This is a genomic window from Limnobacter sp., assembly GCF_036405155.1.
Lineage (GTDB): Bacteria > Pseudomonadota > Gammaproteobacteria > Burkholderiales > Burkholderiaceae_B > Limnobacter.
The window spans coordinates 250,037-268,992 of sequence record NZ_DASWYD010000004.1 but is presented as its reverse complement, the minus strand read 5'-3'; the positions used below and the strand labels follow the sequence as shown (position 1 = coordinate 268,992).

The window sequence follows — 18,956 nt, the reverse complement described above, 5'->3', positions numbered from 1 at the left end:
TTCTCGGTGTTTTTTCATGTGCTCTCAACACGGCCCCTCGGATGAAATGCCCCTTCTGCAACCACGTTGACACCCAGGTGGTCGACTCGCGCACTTCGGACGATGGCGACGCCATTCGCCGGCGTCGCCAATGCGGCAGTTGCAGCAAGCGGTTCACCACCTACGAAAGGGCCGAGCTTTTTTTCCCGGCCATTGTCAAAAAAGACGGTTCCCGGGTTGAGTTTTCACGCGAGAAGCTTCGCGGCAGCCTGATGCTGGCACTGCGCAAGCGCCCAGTACCCGCCGAAGCCATCGACAACGCCGTGGCCAGCATCGAAGAAAAACTGCTGATCAACGCCACGCGCGAAGTCGACACCAAATTTCTGGGTGAGCTGGTGATGCAGCAATTGAAGCAACTGGACCCTGTGGCCTACATTCGCTTCGCCTCGGTGTACAAAAGCTTTGATGATTTGCAGCGCTTCTCCGAAGAAATTGCCAAACTGCTCATCAAACCAGCGGAACAGGCGGAGTTGAAACCCACCAGCAAACCCCGGGCTGTTAAAAAGGCCTCATGATGGCCGCACCGCATTTGCAGCACAGCGAACACGACATTCACTGGATGCAAGAAGCCCTTGCACTGGCCTGGAAAGGCCAATACACCACCACGCCCAATCCGCGGGTGGGTTGCGTGTTTGTGAAAGACGGGCAGTTGTTGGCCCAGGGCTTTCATGCCAAGGCGGGCGAAGGCCATGCGGAGGTGCAGGCCATTGCTGATGCGAAAGCGCGCGGTGTGAGCCTGCAAGGCAGTACTGCCTACGTCACACTGGAGCCTTGCGCCCACCATGGTCGCACAGGCCCCTGTGCCGAAGCACTCATTCCCACCGGCGTGAGACGGGTGGTGGCCGCCACGCTGGACCCCAACCCTTTGGTGGCCGGCAAGGGCATGGCCATATTGCAAGCGGCCGGGGTTGAAACCGTGCACGGTGTACTGGAAGACGAAGCCCGCTGGATAAACCGCGGGTTTTTCAGCCGCATGGAACGCAAGCGCCCTTGGGTACGGCTCAAGGTGGCCACCAGCGCCGATGGCATCACCGCGTTGAACAATGGCGTGAGCCAATGGATTACCAGCCCGGAAGCCCGGCAAGACGGCCATCATTTGCGTGCACAGGCCTGTGCGGTGCTGACTGGCATTGGAACCGTGAAAGCCGACAACCCCCAGCTGAACGTGCGCGGCATCAACACACCCCGCCAACCCGTCAAAGTGGTGGTGGACAGTTTTTTTAAAGTCGCACCCGATGCAGCCCTGCTACAAACCGGCACCATCTGGATTGCCCATGCCAATGCGCTGCGGCCGGCGTGGCTGGACTCGCACCCCAACGCAGCGAACATTGCAACACTGAATGTTGCCCCTACCCTGTCGGCTCAGGCTCACGGCGTGAGCCTGACTGGCGAACACAAAAAACCCAAAACCGACCTTGCGCTGTTGTTGAACCAACTGGCCGAGCGCAGCATCAACGAGCTGCACCTGGAAGCGGGTTTTGGGTTGAATGGGTCGTTTCTTCAAGCTGGCTTGGTGGACGAGGTGGTGCAGTATATTGCACCGCGTTTTCTGGGCCCCGGCATGCAGGCCTTTCGCTTGCCCGAGCTAACCGCCCTGCCCGACCATACCCCTTGGCAATTGCACAGCCACACATCCGTTGGCCCCGACCTGAAGGTGGTTTGGGTCCGCACGCCAGAATCACATTGAGCATTTTTGGAGCAGCACCATGTTCACAGGCATTATTGAATCGATTGGAAAAATTGAAACCGTCTCCCCCTTGCAAGACTCGGCTTGGGCTGGTGTGCGCCTTCAGGTGCACGCCCCCACACTCGACTTCTCGGACGTAAAACTGGGTGACAGCATTGCCATTCAGGGCGCCTGCATGACCGTGGTTCGCATGGAGAACATGCGCTTCTGGGTGGATGTGTCCCAGGAAAGCCTGTCCAAAACCGTGGGCCTGGCTGAACCCGGTGAAGTGAACCTGGAGAAAGCCATGCGCCTGTCAGACCGTGTGGGTGGCCATTTGGTGAGTGGGCATGTGGATGGCTTGGGCCATGTGGTTGATTTTTCGCCGGTGGGTGAAAGCTGGCACCTGCAAATTCGTTCACCCAAGGCACTCAGCCCGTTCTTTGCGTACAAAGGCTCGGTGACGGTGAATGGCGTTAGCCTCACGGTCAACAAGGTGGACGATTTGCCCACAGGTGAATGCGACATTCACATCAACCTGATCCCGCACACCGTGGAAATGACCACACTGAAACACCTCAAAGCTGGCAGCCCGGTCAACCTCGAAATTGACCAGATTGCCCGCTACTGCGAGCGGATTGTGCGGACAATGAATCTCCGTTAATCGTTTGAACAATCAGGACGGACTATCCTGATTTTTAAATTCCAGCACTGTTGAATGGCCTTGATCATCCAATGAAAAAGTGATGTGTCCTTCGCTCAAATTGATCATGTATTCAAATCGTAGGACCGCCGTTTGGGAATTCAATTTGATGAGTTTGTAAGCGCATTGGTTGGGAGACTCACAACCCTCACTACGTAGAAAAGAGGCCAGATTTTGATCGGGGAATTGACCGTGGTACGTCAAACTGGCGGTCTGCAAATGAAGATCCACCACGTTTGAACATTGATTGTGCGTGAGAGACCAGCCATCGCCTGTGAAGGTTAATTCACAGCCTTGGGAAACATTCTGTTGCCCATCGTGGCTTGATGGTGAGGTACTGCGATTTGAAATAGGATTGTGGGCACATGCTGACAGAATGAATCCGACAATCATTAGGCTTTTGACCCGATTCATGAGCAATCTCTCTGATCAATCGACAGAAACTGGGTGGGATCGACCACAACGCCACGTGACAGGACATTCAGGTGAACATGATTGGTAATGCCCGGGTACTTGATTCCAAGATCTGCTGCCGTTCCCACTTTTTGACCGCGAGTAACCGTTTTCCCAATCAGCTAATCCGACACCTCTACATACCAAATCTGCACAGCCAGGTCGCAATCACCGGCCAGACCTTGAATCAACAATCCTTCAAACCTGAGATCGTTCGCATAAGGTCGTGACTTTCTCACGACCTTCCCCATGATTGGCGATACCACGTCAGATCCAGGAGCTACCACAAGATCGACACCGATGTGCATCCGCTGCCCCCGCGACGCACCAAAGCGTCCTGCGCCAAACAAATCAGATGAACGTATTTCTTTGCTGCCCGTGGGTGAACAAATTCGATCATTGGAAGTACTCATCTCATCAACGTTGTCGTTTTAGTAAACAACGAAAATTAGCAGAAGGCACACCAAGCTAGAAATGATTCATCCGTTCAGGATCACCTGACTACCGCGCAACCACACTCCCAAACAACCCAATGGCAGTGCTCTGGGTGTTGTCGGCATCTGCACCAAACGCAACGCCCAGAAACTTCACGGGCCCTTCCGGCAGTTCTTTGCCAAAGGCACGACGGGCGTCCTGCTGCACATTGCGCTGCTCGCTCACCAGCGCGGTGCCCTCGGCACTGGCGCGTATCACGATGTTGCGAACCCGGTCGGTGTAGGGGTTGTTGAAGACTTCACCGGTTGGGGTGCCCTCGGCAGCCCACATGTAGCACAGCGTGGCAGCGGGTAAATCTTCACCCGACAAGGTGCGGGCTGCACCCAGCTTCAAGCGCGTGCCGAAGCTGAGTGTGGATTCATCAATTTGTACAAACACACACACTTTGGCGCCTGCATCGTCCCCTTCCTTGGTTTTGGGGTTGGCGTTTTTGGGATGCTGTTGCACCAGCCAGCTCCACTGCAGGGTGTTGAACTCACTGGGCTTGTCAAACGCCAAGGCAACCGAACCATAGCCAGCCTCTGATTTGGCCTGAACCACGGTCTGCCCTTCAAAGCCGATGAGTTTGAACTCGGTGTGCTTGGGCACCTTGGGGTGAAACTGGGTTTTCCAAGGTGCAGGCAGCGCGCCCGGCTGCTTGGGCCAAGCGGGAATTGTGGGGGCATTTCCAGTGCTGGGGCTCACCGTTTGAGCCTGTGCCCAACCCACATGACTGAGTGTGATCAGCAATGCGGCGCACAGCCACTGGTTTTTCTTGTGTGTATTCACGTGAATTCCTTCAATGGGGGTTACAACCATTCATGCCAGTAGTTCATGCCAATAACTGATGCCAATGAGAGGGCACCAGCCCCAGGTTCATGGCGTGCTTTAAGTCATCCGGCTCGTCAATGTCCAGCTGCGGGGCCAAACACGGCGGTTCAATGCCCTGCTGTGCCAACTGACGAACGGTCTGCTTCATCACATTCGCTGTGCCCCATTCAATGGTTACATCAAAGGCAGCCGGAATGGCTTTTGAGCACGCCACCGCCACATAGCCACCGTCCAGCGCTGGTGCAAATGCCATGGGTTGGCCTTGGTGAACATGGTGCAGCAACGCCAGCAGATGTTGGGCCTGAAACCCCACTGCATCAGGACCCAGCAACACGACCACATGGTGGGTTTGCAGGTGGGTTTGTATGGCTTGCAACATGCGCGCACCCAAGTGCCCTTCGGACTGTTGAAACAAAGGCACCTCGCCACCATGGGTGTAGGGCTGCCACCGTGTTGGGTTGCCACCATCGGTCCACACAGCCACATCCAGTTGCAGCGGTTCTGTGTCGAGTTGTTTCAGGTGCAAACGCCAGTCAACAGCCTTCACCAAGCTGCTCACCAACAAATAGCGGGCAAAGTCGGTGGCGCCCTGCTCGCCCAGCAAGGGTTGTAGGCGAGTTTTAACCCGCCCCGGTTCCGGGTATTTGGCAAACAGGGCCAGCATGGCTTTCATTTCAGCCCCCCTCATCGAGAATCGCGGTAGCGCTGGGCAATCTTCTCCGGGCTTTCGCCCAAAAAGTAACGCAGACGCAGGCTCCACATGAGCACAATGGTTTTCCAGGCCCCATGTTCATCCCATCGACGACCCGAGGTCAATACCACCGCCTGCAAGGGCATGAACACCGCACCCGGAACACGGCCTGCACGTGTGCACCAATCAATGTCTTCCATCAAAGGTTGGCTGGGAAAGCCACCGGTTTGCTCAAACAAGGTGCGGCTGCAAAACAGGGCTTGGTCGCCCGTGCAAATGCGGGTCATGCGTGAGCGCTGGTTCATGAACCAGGCGACCATGGGCAACCACCGGCTTTGGCCCACAATCCGTACATTGAACCGCCCCCACCACAGTGGGCTTTGCTGCTGTTCAATGGTGCTGATCAAGGTGTTGAATGAGGCACAAGGCATTTCGGTGTCTGCATGCAAAAACAGCAATGCCTGCCCAGCCGCTTGCGCTGCGCCTGCATTCATTTGCGCTGCACGGCCTTTCGCGCTTTGAAGCAGCGCAAATGGCAGGCCTTGGGATTGAAGATTGTGCAAAATGCGCACCGTGCCGTCCGATGAACCACCATCCACCACCAGTAGCTCATGCCCTGGCTTGAGCAGTGCGCAGGCCCGTTCAACAAAATAGGCCACCCGGACGGCTTCGTTGTATACGGGCATGATGATGCTGAGCATAATGGACGTAGCACCGGGCACCGCAAGCTCCACCTAGAAAAACAGGGAGGCCAGGCCCAAGAAGATGAAAAAACCCATGCTGTCGGTTGTGAAGGTGAGCAGCACCGACGAACCCATGGCAGGGTCACGGCCAATTTTGGCCAGTGTCAGCGGTACGGCCACACCAATCATGGCGGCCACCAAGAGGTTGAGCATCATGGCCAACATCATGAGCACACCCAGCGTCAACGCATGGGGCGTACCGAAGTACAAGGCATAGGCGGCTGAACCTGCCAAGCCCCCCCACATCAGGCCATTCAAACCAGCAATGGCAAATTCTTTCTTCATGAGCAGGCGCAGGTTGGCCGCAGTCACTTGGCCCAAGGCCAGAGAGCGAATCATCAACGTCATGGTTTGGTTGCCGGAGTTGCCGGCAATGCCCGCCACAATCGGCATCAGGGTGGCCAGCGCAACCACCTTGGCGATGGTGCCTTCAAACGCATCAATCACGCGGCTGGCAAAAAATGCCGTAAACAAATTCACGCCCAACCACAGCCAACGGTTTTTGGCAGACTCCCACACCGAGGCAAACAGGTCTTCTTCTTCGCGCAAACCGGCCGAGGTCAAAATGTCAGACTCGCTTTCCTCACGAATCACGTCCACCACTTCGTTCACGGTGAGGCGGCCAATCAGCTTGCCCGACGGGTCGAGCACCGGCGCCGACACCAGGTCGTAACGCTCAAAGGCCTGGGCCGCTTCGGACGCATCATCCAGCGCCGAGAGCATCAACACCTCCCGGCTCATCACCTCGCTCACCAGGGTTTCTGGCTCATTGACCAGTAGGCGGTCCAGTGGCAGGCTGCCCTTGAAGTGGTCCACCCGGTCCACCACAAACACCTGGTCGGTTTGCTCGGGCAGTTCATCAAACCGGCGCAAGTAGCGCAACACCACTTCCAACGTCACGTCGTCGCGAATGGTCACCATGTCGAAGTCCATGCGTGCACCCACGCTGTCTTCGGGGTAACTCATGGCCGCGCGCAACTGCTCGCGTTCTTCCAGGCTCAGGCTGCTGGCCAGCTTCTCCACCACATCGCGTGGCAGGTCGGGGGCCAGGTCCGCAATTTCATCGGCATCCAGCGACTCGGTGGCAGCGTACAGTTCTTCGCTGTCCATGGAGCGGATCAGCGTTTCTCGCACCGAATCCGACAGTTCCAGCAGAATTTCACCATCCCGCTCGGAACGCACCAGACCCCACACCACCAAACGGTCTTCAATCGGCAGGCTTTCCAGCACATAGGCCACATCGGCCGGGTGCAGCTGGTGCAGTTTCTGCGATAACTCGTTCACATGCTGGCGGTGCACCAACTCCTCCACCAGCTTGTGGCGCTCGGGGTTTACATGAGGCTGCTGGTTGTGCACCACACTTTCAATCACCCGCTGCTTGCGCAACAAGGCCTGCACATCGGCCAGGGCCTTTTGCGCATCGTCCAGGTCGCGTGGGCTTTCCGGCTGGTCTTCCAGCGGAAAGTCCATGGCCAGTTCCTCTGAATGAGCAGACTGGCCTTCGCGCGGGTCGGGTGATTGAGGCTCGGTCAAAACACACTCACTGTTTACAACAACTGGAAGGCCAAAATGGCCACCACGGTGGGCGGAAAGGCTGCAACAAACAAGCCGCCCGCGCTGATGGCACCATTGCTGAAATACGGCTTCAGAATGGCGTAACCGGCAGGGTTGGGTGCGTTCGCAATCACCGTGAGGCCTCCACCGGTCACGGCACCGGCCACCAGGGCATATTTGAATTCAGGCCCAACACCTTCCACCAGCGAGCCCAGGTAGGTGAGTGCCGCATTGTCGGTGATGGCCGTGAGCGCAGTGGCGCCGTAGTACAAGGCAGTTGGGCTGAGCTTGGTCAGCACATCCTGCAACCACCAGGACTGCATGCCACCCAACACCACCAAGCCAGCCAGGAAGAAAGCCACCATCAGGCCTTCTTTCAAAATGAGGCGGTCTTGATAGTCCTTGTAGGCCGAGGCGTAGCCCAGGAAAAACAGGAACAAGCCCATGAACACCGCAGCATGGTGGGCAAACACCACCACACCCACCAAAAACAAGAGGTGCATGCCAATCACCCAAAACGGCATGGTGTTCTCAGCCTTGTCGGCATCCGACACCTGAATGGCTGCAATCTCTTTGGCAAACAGCACAGTGACCACGATGGCATTCACGAACACAGCCAATGCGGCCTTCCAGCCAAAAGTGCTCAACATGAACGACATGTCAAAGCCCCATTTGGCTGCCACCATCAACACGGGCGGCGCTGCAAAGGGGGTGAGTGTTCCGCCAATCGACACGTTTACAAACAATGCCCCCAGGGTGGCGTACATCAACTTGTTGCTCAAGCCCCGGGTGTAAAAACGATCACGCAGCAAGAATGCAGCCAGCGTCATGGCAGCAGGCTCAGTGATGAATGAGCCCATGAGCGGCACAACGGACAGGGAGGTGACGAAGTACGCTACTTGTCGGTTCATGGGCAAAATGGAAGCCAAGCCACGAACAATCATGCCGGCCAGCGTCAGGATGGGTTTGCTGGCCGCAATCACCATGATGGCAAATACAAACAGGGGCTCGGTGTAATTGCGGGTGTCCAGGTAATGCACGGCCGACTCATGCCCCTGTGCAAACGCCATGAACACGACCAGCACCATGGCCCAAAAACCAAACACGGCCTCCACCTCGCCCAGCAGGTGCCACAAGCCAGCATGGTTGGGTTGCGCATGGGCCAGCTTCTCGAAAAACTTGGTGGAGAAGGTGTGCAGCACGGCGATGGCAAACAATGTGGCGCCGATGATGTCGAGTGTGCTTGGGTTCACGGTGGACGGTCTCGCTGTGTGGTTATTGGATTGTTGTGGGTACGGCGATGGTGGGGTATGAAAACACCTGCGCTTGCCCCCACACTTCACGGACCGGGATCCACCCCCGAAGGCTGTTGATTAGCCAGACAGCCCGTGCGCGCTTGAGGTCATCGATACAGAGCGGCATTTCATGAATGGTATTGTGCTGCAAAAGGGCTTGGCGCAACACACCTGCCAGTAAATTGGCGCCCGGTTTGTTGGCTGGGGTGCACAAGGTGCCTTCGATGTCCAGCACGATGTTGCAGCGGCAGGTTTCCAACAGAACACCGTCCGCATTCCACAGCATCACATCAAAAGCCCCGTCGGCTTGGGCAAACGCCTGGTCGTAATGGGGCCTGTGCGTGGTTTTGTGGTGAACAAAGGCGGGGGGTGCGTCGAACGGCGCAGACGCCAAACGAAGCGTCACACTGGCTGGCGTGGCTGGCAATGCATCGCAATGCACGTCCAGACGGCCATCCGCGTGCAACAGCCAACGCCCGCGCCATGGCCCAGTAGGCTGTTGCTGGGCTGCAGTGGCCAAGGCGTGCATCACACGCGCTTCGTCCCACACCATGCCGAAAAACAGGGCTGATTGCTTCATTCGCTCCAAGTGCAGGTGTTGACGTGTCCACACCCCATTGTCCAGCAGCACGGTTTCAAGAATTTGAACATCGCAGGTGGACTGCCTCAAGAACGCCGTTTTCTCCCACCACTCCCGGTGCTCAGCCTGCGCACTGGAATACCAGGTGATGCCACTGCCCACCCCGTAGGTCAACACAGGCTCATGGTTTGCGCCTGGCTGTGCAGCAGGTTGATGCCACTCCACGGTTCGAATGGGCACATTGAAATGCATGGCACCGCCCGGTGACAACACGCCCAAGGCACCACAATAAAAACCCCGGGGAGCTGGCTCCCATTGCGCAATGCGGCGCATGGCCTGCGCCTTGGGTGCACCTGTCACGCTGCCGCACGGGAACAGCGCCTGGAAAACATCGCGCAATCGGCAGTCCTCACGGGTGCGCCCGGTGATGGTGGAGGTCATTTGCTCGACCGTGGGCAACACCATGACATCGAACAGGGACTGTACCTGAACCGTGCGGGGCAAACACACCCTGGCCAGGTCGTTGCGCAGCAGGTCCACAATCATCACGTTTTCCGCCTGGTCCTTGGCCGAGTCCGACAATCGACCCGCGGCGGCACTGCCCCCTTTGGCATGGTCAGGTGTGGCCCGCGTGCCCTTCATCGGCGCCGTGATCAGAGAACCGTCCTGCCATCGAAAAAACAATTCAGGCGACAGGCTGAGAATGGCGCCATCGGCATGGGCCAGGTAAAGACTGTTGCTGGCAGGTTGAGCATGGAAGAGTCGCAGAAACAGAGCCCAAGGCGACACGCTCGATGCGCTGGCCTTCAACCGGGTGGTCAGGTTGATTTGATAAAACTCGCCCGCCGCAATGGCATCGCGCGTGGTGTTGAACAAGGCGACGAATTCATCGGTGCGCTGCTGGTTGAGCCACGGCGACGTCGTGACGGGTTCGAGATGTTGCGCGACTGCATCCAGGCTCAGGCTGTGAACCTGCGCCGCGTTGTAGGCGTGGAAAAGCACCAGCGGCCCAGCAGCTGTTGAGGACTGCTGCACGTCAAAAGCGTTGTCGAATGCGGGTGCTGCTTCGTAACTGAGCCCACCCACCACGGTCAGCCCTTGCCTCGACAGGCTCTCAGCCTGGTTCAACAGGGTTTGTACCTCCGCTATGCTTCGTGTCATCAACACATGCTGCGGCTTACCCTCGGCCACACACAGTGCAGCGGGCAGAGAGGGGTCCAGCATGTGGGCATGCCAGGCGGCAGTGGGCTGCTTCACAGACATGGCGTGGGCACCAAAACTTCGGAGACGGGCTATTGTAGCCTGTTAGACCGGCGGTGACGTTGTGTGTTCAGTGGCGTGCAGGGGCTTTTAGTGGTGTTGGCCCAAGCGGAAGAAGGCAAACACCTCATCGCGCTTGGCGATGGTGTCTGCAATGCCCATGCGAATCAACTCACGGGTGTAATTGCCCTCAAAGAGCAGGTAGCTGGCCAATGACGAGCCACCGGCCTCAGTGGCCCCCAAAGCCGACATCATGGTGCGAACAGGGCGTGGCAAGTCGTTGGTGTGTTTCGCTGCAATTTCATCAATACGACCACTGGGCGAAATCACCAACAGGTCGATGGGCTTGAGTGCACTTTGAGCGGCGGTCTCTGGTGGCAACAGGGACAGTGTTTTGTTGACCCGACTCAAGCGTTCAATGTCGCTGGAAAGGCTGTCCAGAAAAATGGACGCCATCGCATGGCCTGCTATTTGAGCCAGGCTTGGGTAGGCCGTTTGGACTTCCATTGCCGCCGTGTGGTTCTTGGCTTCCTGGCTTGAACCAATCACCATCACGCGGTTGGCCCCCAAGTGGATGGCTGGGCTGATGGGCGCCAGTTGCCGCATGGCACCGTCACCAAACCACTCCAGCGCCCCTTCCATGTCCAAGCGGACCGACGGAAATACAAATGGAATGGCGGCCGATGCCAATAGGTGTTCGACTGTGATGCGGGTTTGAACCGCCACCCGCTGGGTTCGAACCCAAGGCTCCAGCGCTTTCTGTGTTTGAAAAAACGTGACGCTTCGACCACTGGTGTAACTGGAGGCTGCCACCGCCAAGGCATGGATGTGGCCACTTTCCAGCGCTTCGTCCAAACGGCGAAAGTGCAGCAGTTGGTGCAGCAAATCGGTCAGTGGGCTGTTGTCCAACAGCGACTTTGGGCGTTTGCGCAACATCCAGCCGATGGACAATGCCGACAACCAACGCGCACCCGTGCGGATTATGCCCAGCGAATCGGACCGAAAAACCTGCTCGGATCGAAAGTTCTCCCACACCCGCATCATGCGGTCGGTGGATTGGTAAAAGTTGCGACCACAGCAGGTGAGTGCCGCCGCATTGATGGCGCCCGCGGAGGTGCCACACAAAATCTTGAAGGGGAAGTCCAGCTCGCTGCGCTTTTCCTGCGCAAACCACTTGGCCAACTGGTGCAACACACCCACTTGGTAGGCGGCGCGCGCGCCGCCACCCGACAGCACCAATCCGGTGACGTCTTCAGCAGGCTCTGTGTGCAGGGGCAGGGTCTCGTTCATGAAACCATTCTGCACCTGCATCAGTGCCAGCGAAAGACTGAACAGCCCGACAATGCGGGCTTAATTTGACAATATGTTAAAGCGCGCTGACTCGTTCTGAGTTGGAATCCAGCACGGCGAGAGCTGTCATGTTCACAATGCGGCGAACCGTGGCCGATGCAGTCAGAATGTGCACTGGCTTGGCTGCGCCCAACAACACGGGGCCCACCGCAATGCCATTGCCCGCTGCAGTCTTCAGCAAGTTGTAGGCAATGTTGGCCGCGTCAATGTTGGGGCACACCAGCAAATTGGCCTCGCCGGTGAGGTTCGATCCACTGAAAATGGTGTTGCGAACCGACTCGTCCAACGCGCAATCGCCATGCATTTCACCGTCCACCTGCAGCCAAGGCGCCAGGTTGCGCAGTTTCTGCAGGGCTTCGCGCATCTTGATGGCCGAAGGCTGGTTGCTGGAGCCAAAGTTGGAATGGGACAGCAAGGCCGCCTTGGGCTCAATCCCCAAGCGCAACATTTCTTCGGCAGCCATCAACGTGATTTCAGCAATTTGGTCTGCTGTGGGGTCGTAATTCACGTGGGTGTCCACCAGGAAGACCTGCCGGTTGGGCAGCATCAACCCGTTCATGGCCCCGTAGGTGTTGCAACCGGTGCGCAGGCCAATCACCTGGTCCACATAGTGCAAATGCAGGGCATGGGTGCCAAACGTGCCGCAAATCATGGCATCGGCCATGCCTTTGTGAATCATCAGCGAACCAATCAGCGTGTGCCGGCGCCGCGTTTCAATCTTGGCGTAGGCTTCAGTCACCCCTTTGCGCTTGGTCAGGTCGTAATAGGTGCCCCAGAATTCCTTGTAACGCTCATCGTATTCCGGGTTGATGAGGTCAAAATCTGCACCGGCCTTGATTCGCAACCCGAAGCGTTCCAGGCGGCGTTCAATCACCGCCGGGCGGCCAATCAGGATGGGCTTGGCGATGCCTTCGTCCACCACCACTTGCACGGCGCGCAACACCCGCTCGTCTTCGCCTTCGGCAAACACCACCCGGGATGTTTGCGGGGTCTCCTGCACGCAGCGCTTGGCCACGGCAAAAATCGGCTTCATGAAAGTACCCGAGTGGTACACAAACTGTTGGAGTTGGTCTTTGTAGGCTTCCAGGTTTTCGATGGGGCGCGTGGCCACACCACTGTCCATGGCCGCTTTGGCGACCGCGGGTGCAATGTGCACAATCAAGCGGGGGTCGAAGGGCTTGGGAATAAGGTACTCACGGCCAAAGCTGATGTTTTGTGTTCTGTAGGCAGAGGCCACCACGTCCGATTGCTCTTTGCGGGCCAGTTCGGCCACCGCGCGCACGGCTGCAATTTCCATTTCCTTGGTGATGGTGGTCGCACCCACATCGAGTGCCCCCCGGAAAATGAAAGGGAAGCAAAGCACGTTGTTGACCTGGTTGGGATAGTCGGTGCGGCCCGTACACATGATGGCATCGGAGCGCACTTCATACACCTGCTCGGGCAAAATTTCTGGCGTGGGGTTGGCCAGGGCCAAAATCAGCGGCTGGGGCGCCATGGCTTTCACCATGTCTTGCTTGAGCACACCACCGGCAGACAGCCCAAGGAACACGTCGGCACCAGCCATCACATCGGCCAGTTTGCGTGCATCGGTTTCCTGCGCGTATTGGGCTTTGTCGGGGTCCATGCCCACTTCACGGCCTTTGAACACCACACCGTCAATGTCGGTCACCCAGATGTTTTTGCGGGGCAAACCCAACTCGACCAGCAGGTCCAGACAGGCCAGTGCAGCAGCGCCAGCACCCGAGGTCACCAGTTTGACTTCATCAATTTTTTTGCCGATCACTTCCAGGCCGTTGAGCACCGCAGCGCCCACCACAATGGCCGTACCGTGCTGGTCATCGTGAAAGACGGGGATTTTCATGCGGTCACGCAGTGCGCGTTCGACCTTGAAACAGTCCGGCGCCTTGATGTCTTCCAGGTTGATGCCACCGAACGTGGGCTCTAGCGAGGCGATAATTTCAATCAACTTGTCCGGGTCGGTTTCGTTGATTTCAATGTCGAACACGTCAATGCCCGCGAACTTCTTGAACAGCACGGCCTTGCCTTCCATCACCGGCTTGGCGGCCAAGGGACCGATGTTGCCCAGGCCCAACACGGCGGTCCCGTTGGTGACCACGCCCACCAGGTTGCCACGGGCTGTGTAACGGACTGCTGTGGATGGATCCTGCTCGATTTCTTCACAGGCTGCGGCAACCCCCGGCGAATAGGCCAAAGCGAGGTCGCGCTGGTTCACCAGGCTTTTGGTGGCGGCAATCTGCAATTTGCCGGGTTTGGGAAATTCGTGATATTCCAAAGCAGCCTGACGAAAGCGCTGATCCATCGGTTGAGCCATATAATCTTCTCTTCGCGGTTAACGACCAATCCGGAATTATAGGTGCAGGCCACAGGCCTGTATTTAGGGGTTTCCACAAAAGGCTCAACTTCCGCTGAACTTCCATTCCCCACGGCTCCATCATGCAGTCCACGCCCATTCAGCCCGCACTCATTCAGTCCACGCTTAGCCAGCAGATTGCACCCTTCCACGTGATGGAACTGGTGAAACAGGCCGATGCACTGGCCCAGCAGGGGCATCCAGTGGTCCACCTGTCGATTGGTGAGCCCGACTTTGGCACCCCACCCCCGGTGCTGGAGGCCTATTGCACCGCATTGGCTGAGCACAAAACCCGCTACACCGCTGCCTTGGGGCTGATGCCGCTTCGAGAAGCCATCGCCGGCTTTTACCAAAGTCAGTTTGGCGTGTTGGTTCGACCCGAACAGATTGTGGTGACATCGGGTGCTTCGGCAGCCCTTCAATTTGCCTGCCTGGCCCTGTTGAACCCGGGCGACGAGGTACTGCTGACCGACCCTGGCTACCCCTGCAACAAAACCTTTGTGCAAGCGGCCGGCGGTCAGCCCAGGTTTGTCCAGACCAACGCCGCGAACAATTTTCAACCCACCGCCGAGGATTTGTCCGCCGCATGGCGACCAAACACCCGCGGCGCACTGCTGGCCTCGCCCAACAACCCCACGGGTACCCGCCTGAGTGCATCGCAGTGCCAAGCCATTTGCACCGCAATTGCGCAGCGAGGGGGGTTTTTGATCATGGACGAGATATACCAGTCCCTGTGCTATGGCTCGCCAGCCCGCAGCATTCTGCAAACCATGGGCCCACCCGATGAGCACAACCAACTGGTGGTGATCAACAGTTTTTCAAAGTATTTTGGAATGACCGGGCTTCGATTGGGCTGGATGGTTGTTCCAGACTATTTGGTAGAAGGCGTGGAAAAATTGGCGCAGAACCTGTCGATTTGCCCGCCTGCACCCGCCCAATGGGCAGCTTTGGCGTGTTTTGATCAGGCCGCACTGGATATTTGCGAGGCCAGGCGTGCAGAATTTGGGCAGCGCCGGGATTTTTTGCTGAAGGCGTTGCCTGAAGCTGGGCTGGTGGTAGACACCACGCCAGACTCTGCCTTTTATTTGTATGTAAAAACACCCATCGACAGCGACAACTATTGCAACCGCCTGCTCAACCAACATTGGGTGTGTGCAGTGCCCGGAAAGGATTTTTCAATTAACCTGGGCCATGAACGCATGCGCCTGTCGTATGCCAACAGCTTGAACAACTTGCATCAAGCTGTTGAGCGCATTCGCGCGTTCAACACAAGTTTGGGTGTGGCTTAAGAAAAGCCAAGGCAATTGACCTGCCTCAGCTTTAGCCCTCGAAACGTGTCGCCACTTTGGTTACACCAGCCTTTTCGTCGGCTTCACGTGCGGCCACCAAGCTGCCTGTGCGGTACACCGAGTCGATTTTGGCCTTGATGCCCAACACCTTTGCTGGGTAACCATTGTCGTTGCCCGACACAGCCGCACCCACGTACCAGCGCAAACCCGTTTGAACCGAACCGGTGCGACGGGTGTACTCATGGATGATTTGCGCACCCACCCGCATGTTGTGCTCAGGGTTCAGGGCAGACCAATCGCCGGGGGCAATCTCTTCAAACTTGTCTTGGTGAATTTTGGGCATGATTTGCATCAGGCCCTTGGCACCCACTGGGCTGGCTGCAAAGGGGTTGAAACCCGACTCAACCGCAACCACAGCAAGAATCAGCGTTGGATCGACCTGTTCCTCACGGCCCACTTTGTAGGCCAGGCGAACAATGGTTTCCAATGCCTCAGAAGACACCCGATAACGCTCTGACAGGTATTCAACAACCTCTCTTTGGCCCGGGTTCAAGGATTTGTGTGTTTCTGCCACGCTGTATTTGGCGGGGATCAGATTGAACGCCACTTTGGTTGGTTGCGCAGACGCTACGGCTTCCTGAGCTTCAGGATTGACCAAACCAGTGCTCACCATGTCGATTTGATTGGCAAACACCGCCTGAACAGGCTCAGAGAAAAACACCTGATTGCGCAGCTCTGGGTTCACTGCCAAAGCGGTGGCGGTGCCGGCGCCCAATAATACAGACGAAACGCCCAACAAGGACATCCAATTGCGAACTTTTTTAAACGCTTTAATCTGACCTTCATTCAACTCAACGGTCAGAAATGTGTCGTACTGCTTCTTCATGCAACCTCCTTCGCTACGCAAACGCAATTGCTTGCATTGTTTGACTCAGCGTTGCATCTGCCTCGATTTGACCCGTGAGGCAGAACGTTCTGCTTGGCCCCCTACTACCGTTGACTGGGGCCTTGCACTCGGATTGTGGTCACGCGGCATGCTAAAGTTCGTTCGCGCATGCCGACCACGCGGATTTCGTTCAGGGCTTGTGTGTACCCCGATGAAGTTGAGCGGATTCTATGGGCAAGAGTTCCGGGGGTCAATCCAAAATCTGGTAGAGTTTTTCTACTCAAAACAGGCCCCCCCTCCGAACGCGTGTGTTCATGCGGGTTCCGCAGAACTGAAGACCGACTCGAATCAGGGAAAACCCTTACTTGAATCAACAATCCTTATCAATCGCACTCCGTAGCGCCACCGCATGAAATACAAAAACCTCCGTGATTTCATAGACTTGCTGTACAAAAATGGTGAGTTGTTGCGGGTACCCGAGTCGGTCAGTCCGGTGCTGGAAATGACGCATTTGTGCGACAAAGTGTTGCGTGCTCAAGGCCCAGCCTTGTTGTTCGATGCCCCCCATGGATACCCCCACAGGGTATTGGGCAACCTGTTTGGCACCCCAAAGCGGGTGGCGATGGGCATGGGTGCCTCCGACACACAGGCCCTGCGAGAGATCGGAAAAACACTTTCGTATTTGAAAGAACCCGATCCACCCAAGGGGCTGCGGGATGCATTCGACAAGCTGCCATTGGTTAAACAGGTGCTGTCGATGGCGCCGAAAACGGTTCGGAACGCTCCCTGCCACACCCATGTGTTGGAGGGTTCGGACGTGGATTTGAACCAGATTCCCATCTGGACCTGTTGGCCCGACGATGCAGCGCCATTGCTGACATGGGGTTTGGTGGTCACCAAAGGCCCCCATCGCAAACGGCAAAATCTGGGTATTTACCGCCAGCAGCAAATTGGAAAGAATCGGCTGATCATGCGGTGGCTGGCCCACCGGGGCGGTGCGCTCGACTTTCGCGACCATGCACTAAAAAACCCGGGGCAGCCCTTCCCGATTTCGGTGGTGCTGGGTGCAGACCCAGCCACCATCCTGGGCGCTGTTACACCCGTGCCCGATACACTCTCTGAATACCAGTTTGCCGGCCTGCTTCGCGGCAGCCGCACCGAACTGACCCAGTGTTTGGGCAATGCGCTGCAAGTGCCTGCTGAAGCGGAAATGGTGTTGGAAGGCCACATTTACCCGGCTAACCACCCGATTGCAGTGGCTGCACGGCAAGGGCGAAGCGATGGCCAAGTGCCCACCATCCGCGACGGCGTAAAAGTGTTGCGGGACCCACCGCCCGTACCAGCCTATTTGAAAGGCTGGGATGTGGCGCTGGAGGGCCCGTATGGCGACCACACCGGCTACTACAATGAGCAGGATTGGTTTCCAGTGTTCACGGTCGACCGGATCACCCTGCGAGACGATGCGATCTACCACTCCACCTACACCGGAAAACCACCGGATGAACCCGCCATCCTGGGTGTGGCGCTCAATGAAGTGTTTGTACCCATCTTGCAAAAACAATTTCCGGAAATTGTGGATTTTTACCTGCCGCCAGAAGGTTGCAGCTACCGCATGGCGGTCATTTCCATGAAGAAAGCTTATGCCGGTCATGCCAAGCGGGTCATGATGGGCACCTGGAGTTTTCTGCGTCAATTCATGTACACCAAGTTCATCGTCGTGGTGGATGACGATGTGGATGCCCGTGACTGGAAGGAAGTGATTTGGGCCATCACGACCCGCATGGACCCGGTGCGTGACACGGTTTTGCTGGAAAACACACCGATCGACTACCTGGACTTTGCCAGCCCAGTGAGTGGCTTGGGTGGGAAAATGGGGCTGGATGCCACCAACAAGTGGCCCGGGGAGACCAACCGGGAATGGGGCCGCGCCATTGAACCCGATGCGGGCTTGAATGAACGGGTCAGGGAGCTGATGCTCCGCCTCGGCCTTTGAACCACATCATGGCGCCGGCCAACACCAAGGCACCCAGGCCAGCACGCCAGGTTGCCTTGACCAAAGGTTGGCGAAAACGCACCAGTGCGGCCGAGGCCACAAAACCCAGCAGGGGATGTTTTTTCAATTGGTCTTGCACCAACTGACCACCGAGGGCAGACAAAGGGCCCAAGCTGCTCAAATTCCGGTTGGCGAAAAACGCCCCCACCTGCTTGAATGCGCCCAACCAGGCAAACTCCTGCTTGAGCACAGTCACTTCAGCCCCCAACTCCATGCGCTGAAGTTGAGCCTTCATTTGGAGCAGTTCCTTGCGGGCGGCCAAGGCATCAAATTTCTGGGCCATTAGACTGACCCCCCGGAGGAACTGGTCATCGGAGCCTGCGAACCCTGCGGGGCCTCAGCCATGGAATCCAGAATGGCCTGCCGGTCTCGACCAAATTCAGCAATGGTTGCCTCAAACAACGGAGGCTGAGCGGCCAACGCCGCTTTCAAACGGCTGAAAGCCCACAAAGCCATCAACAGGTAAGCAACCATGCAACCCAGTATGGCGGCCAGGCGATGTGAATCCCAGGCCAACACCACCACGGCCATGCCCAAAAACAGTGAGGCAAAGGCCACCGCCATAACCACCACCACGCCCCACAGCACGGTGGACACCACCGCTTGGCGCGCTTGGGCCAACTCAACACCCATGAGCTCGAGTCGGGTTTGCCCCATGCCCAGCAGGCTGGCCGCCACCCGTTTCAGGGCAGAGCGTGAATTGGGATTCAACACGGAA

At 57.2% G+C, this 18,956-nt stretch carries 17 protein-coding genes; 5 read left to right on the top strand and 12 right to left on the bottom strand.

Annotated elements, in window-relative coordinates; all coding sequences use genetic code 11:
• Positions 1-41 precede the first annotated feature (41 nt).
• The 3 genes from nrdR to VGE55_RS05095 are packed head-to-tail and all read left to right on the top strand — an operon-like array spanning position 42 to position 2,369.
• Positions 42-554: a transcriptional regulator NrdR gene (nrdR, locus tag VGE55_RS05105; protein ID WP_331130623.1), complete on the top strand. Its 513-nt coding sequence runs from the start codon at positions 42-44 to the stop codon at positions 552-554.
• Complete coding sequence (ribD, locus tag VGE55_RS05100) at positions 551-1,726, top strand: bifunctional diaminohydroxyphosphoribosylaminopyrimidine deaminase/5-amino-6-(5-phosphoribosylamino)uracil reductase RibD (RefSeq protein ID WP_331130622.1); 1,176 nt, start codon at positions 551-553, stop codon at positions 1,724-1,726. The genes nrdR and ribD overlap by 4 nt, the downstream gene beginning before the upstream one ends.
• A 19-nt stretch (positions 1,727-1,745) precedes the next feature.
• Entirely contained in the window at positions 1,746-2,369 is a 624-nt protein-coding gene (locus VGE55_RS05095; RefSeq protein WP_331130621.1) for a riboflavin synthase, read from the top strand.
• Positions 2,370-2,381: 12 nt separating this feature from the next.
• Here VGE55_RS05095 and VGE55_RS05090 read toward each other — a convergent pair whose 3' ends face one another.
• The 9 genes from VGE55_RS05090 to VGE55_RS05050 form a co-directional block, all read right to left on the bottom strand.
• Positions 2,382-2,822, bottom strand: coding sequence for a hypothetical protein (locus VGE55_RS05090; protein WP_331130620.1), 441 nt, complete (start codon positions 2,820-2,822; stop codon positions 2,382-2,384).
• A gap of 540 nt (positions 2,823-3,362) precedes the next feature.
• Positions 3,363-4,124, bottom strand: a complete 762-nt coding sequence (locus tag VGE55_RS05085) for a DUF3047 domain-containing protein (RefSeq protein ID WP_331130619.1) — start codon at positions 4,122-4,124, stop codon at positions 3,363-3,365.
• 43 nt (positions 4,125-4,167) lie between these two features.
• A complete protein-coding gene (locus tag VGE55_RS05080; protein ID WP_331130618.1) occupies positions 4,168-4,839 on the bottom strand; it encodes a TIGR04282 family arsenosugar biosynthesis glycosyltransferase in 672 nt (223 codons plus the stop codon).
• A gap of 11 nt (positions 4,840-4,850) precedes the next feature.
• Positions 4,851-5,543, bottom strand: coding sequence for a TIGR04283 family arsenosugar biosynthesis glycosyltransferase (locus tag VGE55_RS05075; protein ID WP_331130617.1), 693 nt, complete (start codon positions 5,541-5,543; stop codon positions 4,851-4,853).
• 48 nt (positions 5,544-5,591) lie between these two features.
• Positions 5,592-7,076, bottom strand: coding sequence for a magnesium transporter (mgtE, locus tag VGE55_RS05070; RefSeq protein ID WP_414674968.1), 1,485 nt, complete (start codon positions 7,074-7,076; stop codon positions 5,592-5,594).
• 71 nt (positions 7,077-7,147) lie between these two features.
• A complete protein-coding gene (locus VGE55_RS05065) occupies positions 7,148-8,407 on the bottom strand; it encodes a putative Na+/H+ antiporter (protein ID WP_331130616.1) in 1,260 nt (419 codons plus the stop codon).
• A 22-nt stretch (positions 8,408-8,429) separates the two neighbouring features.
• On the bottom strand, positions 8,430-10,292 hold the full coding sequence (locus VGE55_RS05060) for a chorismate-binding protein (protein WP_331130615.1): 1,863 nt from the start codon (positions 10,290-10,292) through the stop codon (positions 8,430-8,432).
• Between the two features lie 87 nt (positions 10,293-10,379).
• Positions 10,380-11,579 (bottom strand): patatin-like phospholipase family protein, encoded by a 1,200-nt coding sequence (locus tag VGE55_RS05055; RefSeq protein ID WP_331130614.1) that lies wholly within the window; start codon positions 11,577-11,579, stop codon positions 10,380-10,382.
• A gap of 76 nt (positions 11,580-11,655) precedes the next feature.
• Positions 11,656-13,971, bottom strand: coding sequence for an NADP-dependent malic enzyme (locus VGE55_RS05050; RefSeq protein WP_331130613.1), 2,316 nt, complete (start codon positions 13,969-13,971; stop codon positions 11,656-11,658).
• Between the two features lie 122 nt (positions 13,972-14,093).
• Here VGE55_RS05050 and VGE55_RS05045 point away from each other — a divergent pair, with 122 nt between their 5' ends.
• A complete protein-coding gene (locus VGE55_RS05045; RefSeq protein ID WP_331130612.1) occupies positions 14,094-15,299 on the top strand; it encodes an aminotransferase class I/II-fold pyridoxal phosphate-dependent enzyme in 1,206 nt (401 codons plus the stop codon).
• A gap of 31 nt (positions 15,300-15,330) precedes the next feature.
• Here VGE55_RS05045 and VGE55_RS05040 read toward each other — a convergent pair whose 3' ends face one another.
• On the bottom strand, positions 15,331-16,185 hold the full coding sequence (locus VGE55_RS05040; RefSeq protein ID WP_331130611.1) for a lytic transglycosylase domain-containing protein: 855 nt from the start codon (positions 16,183-16,185) through the stop codon (positions 15,331-15,333).
• A gap of 409 nt (positions 16,186-16,594) precedes the next feature.
• Between VGE55_RS05040 and VGE55_RS05035 the strand changes: the two genes are divergently transcribed.
• Complete coding sequence (locus VGE55_RS05035) at positions 16,595-18,178, top strand: UbiD family decarboxylase (RefSeq protein ID WP_331130610.1); 1,584 nt, start codon at positions 16,595-16,597, stop codon at positions 18,176-18,178.
• Here the strand turns inward: VGE55_RS05035 and VGE55_RS05030 are convergent.
• Together VGE55_RS05030 and VGE55_RS05025 are read right to left on the bottom strand one after the other, a co-directional pair.
• Complete coding sequence (locus VGE55_RS05030; protein WP_331130609.1) at positions 18,147-18,521, bottom strand: hypothetical protein; 375 nt, start codon at positions 18,519-18,521, stop codon at positions 18,147-18,149. The two genes, VGE55_RS05035 and VGE55_RS05030, sit on opposite strands and share 32 nt — an antisense overlap.
• Positions 18,521-18,952, bottom strand: a complete 432-nt coding sequence (locus VGE55_RS05025) for a phage holin family protein (RefSeq protein WP_331130608.1) — start codon at positions 18,950-18,952, stop codon at positions 18,521-18,523. Before VGE55_RS05025 ends, VGE55_RS05030 begins: the two co-directional genes overlap by 1 nt.
• Positions 18,953-18,956: the final 4 nt, after the last annotated feature.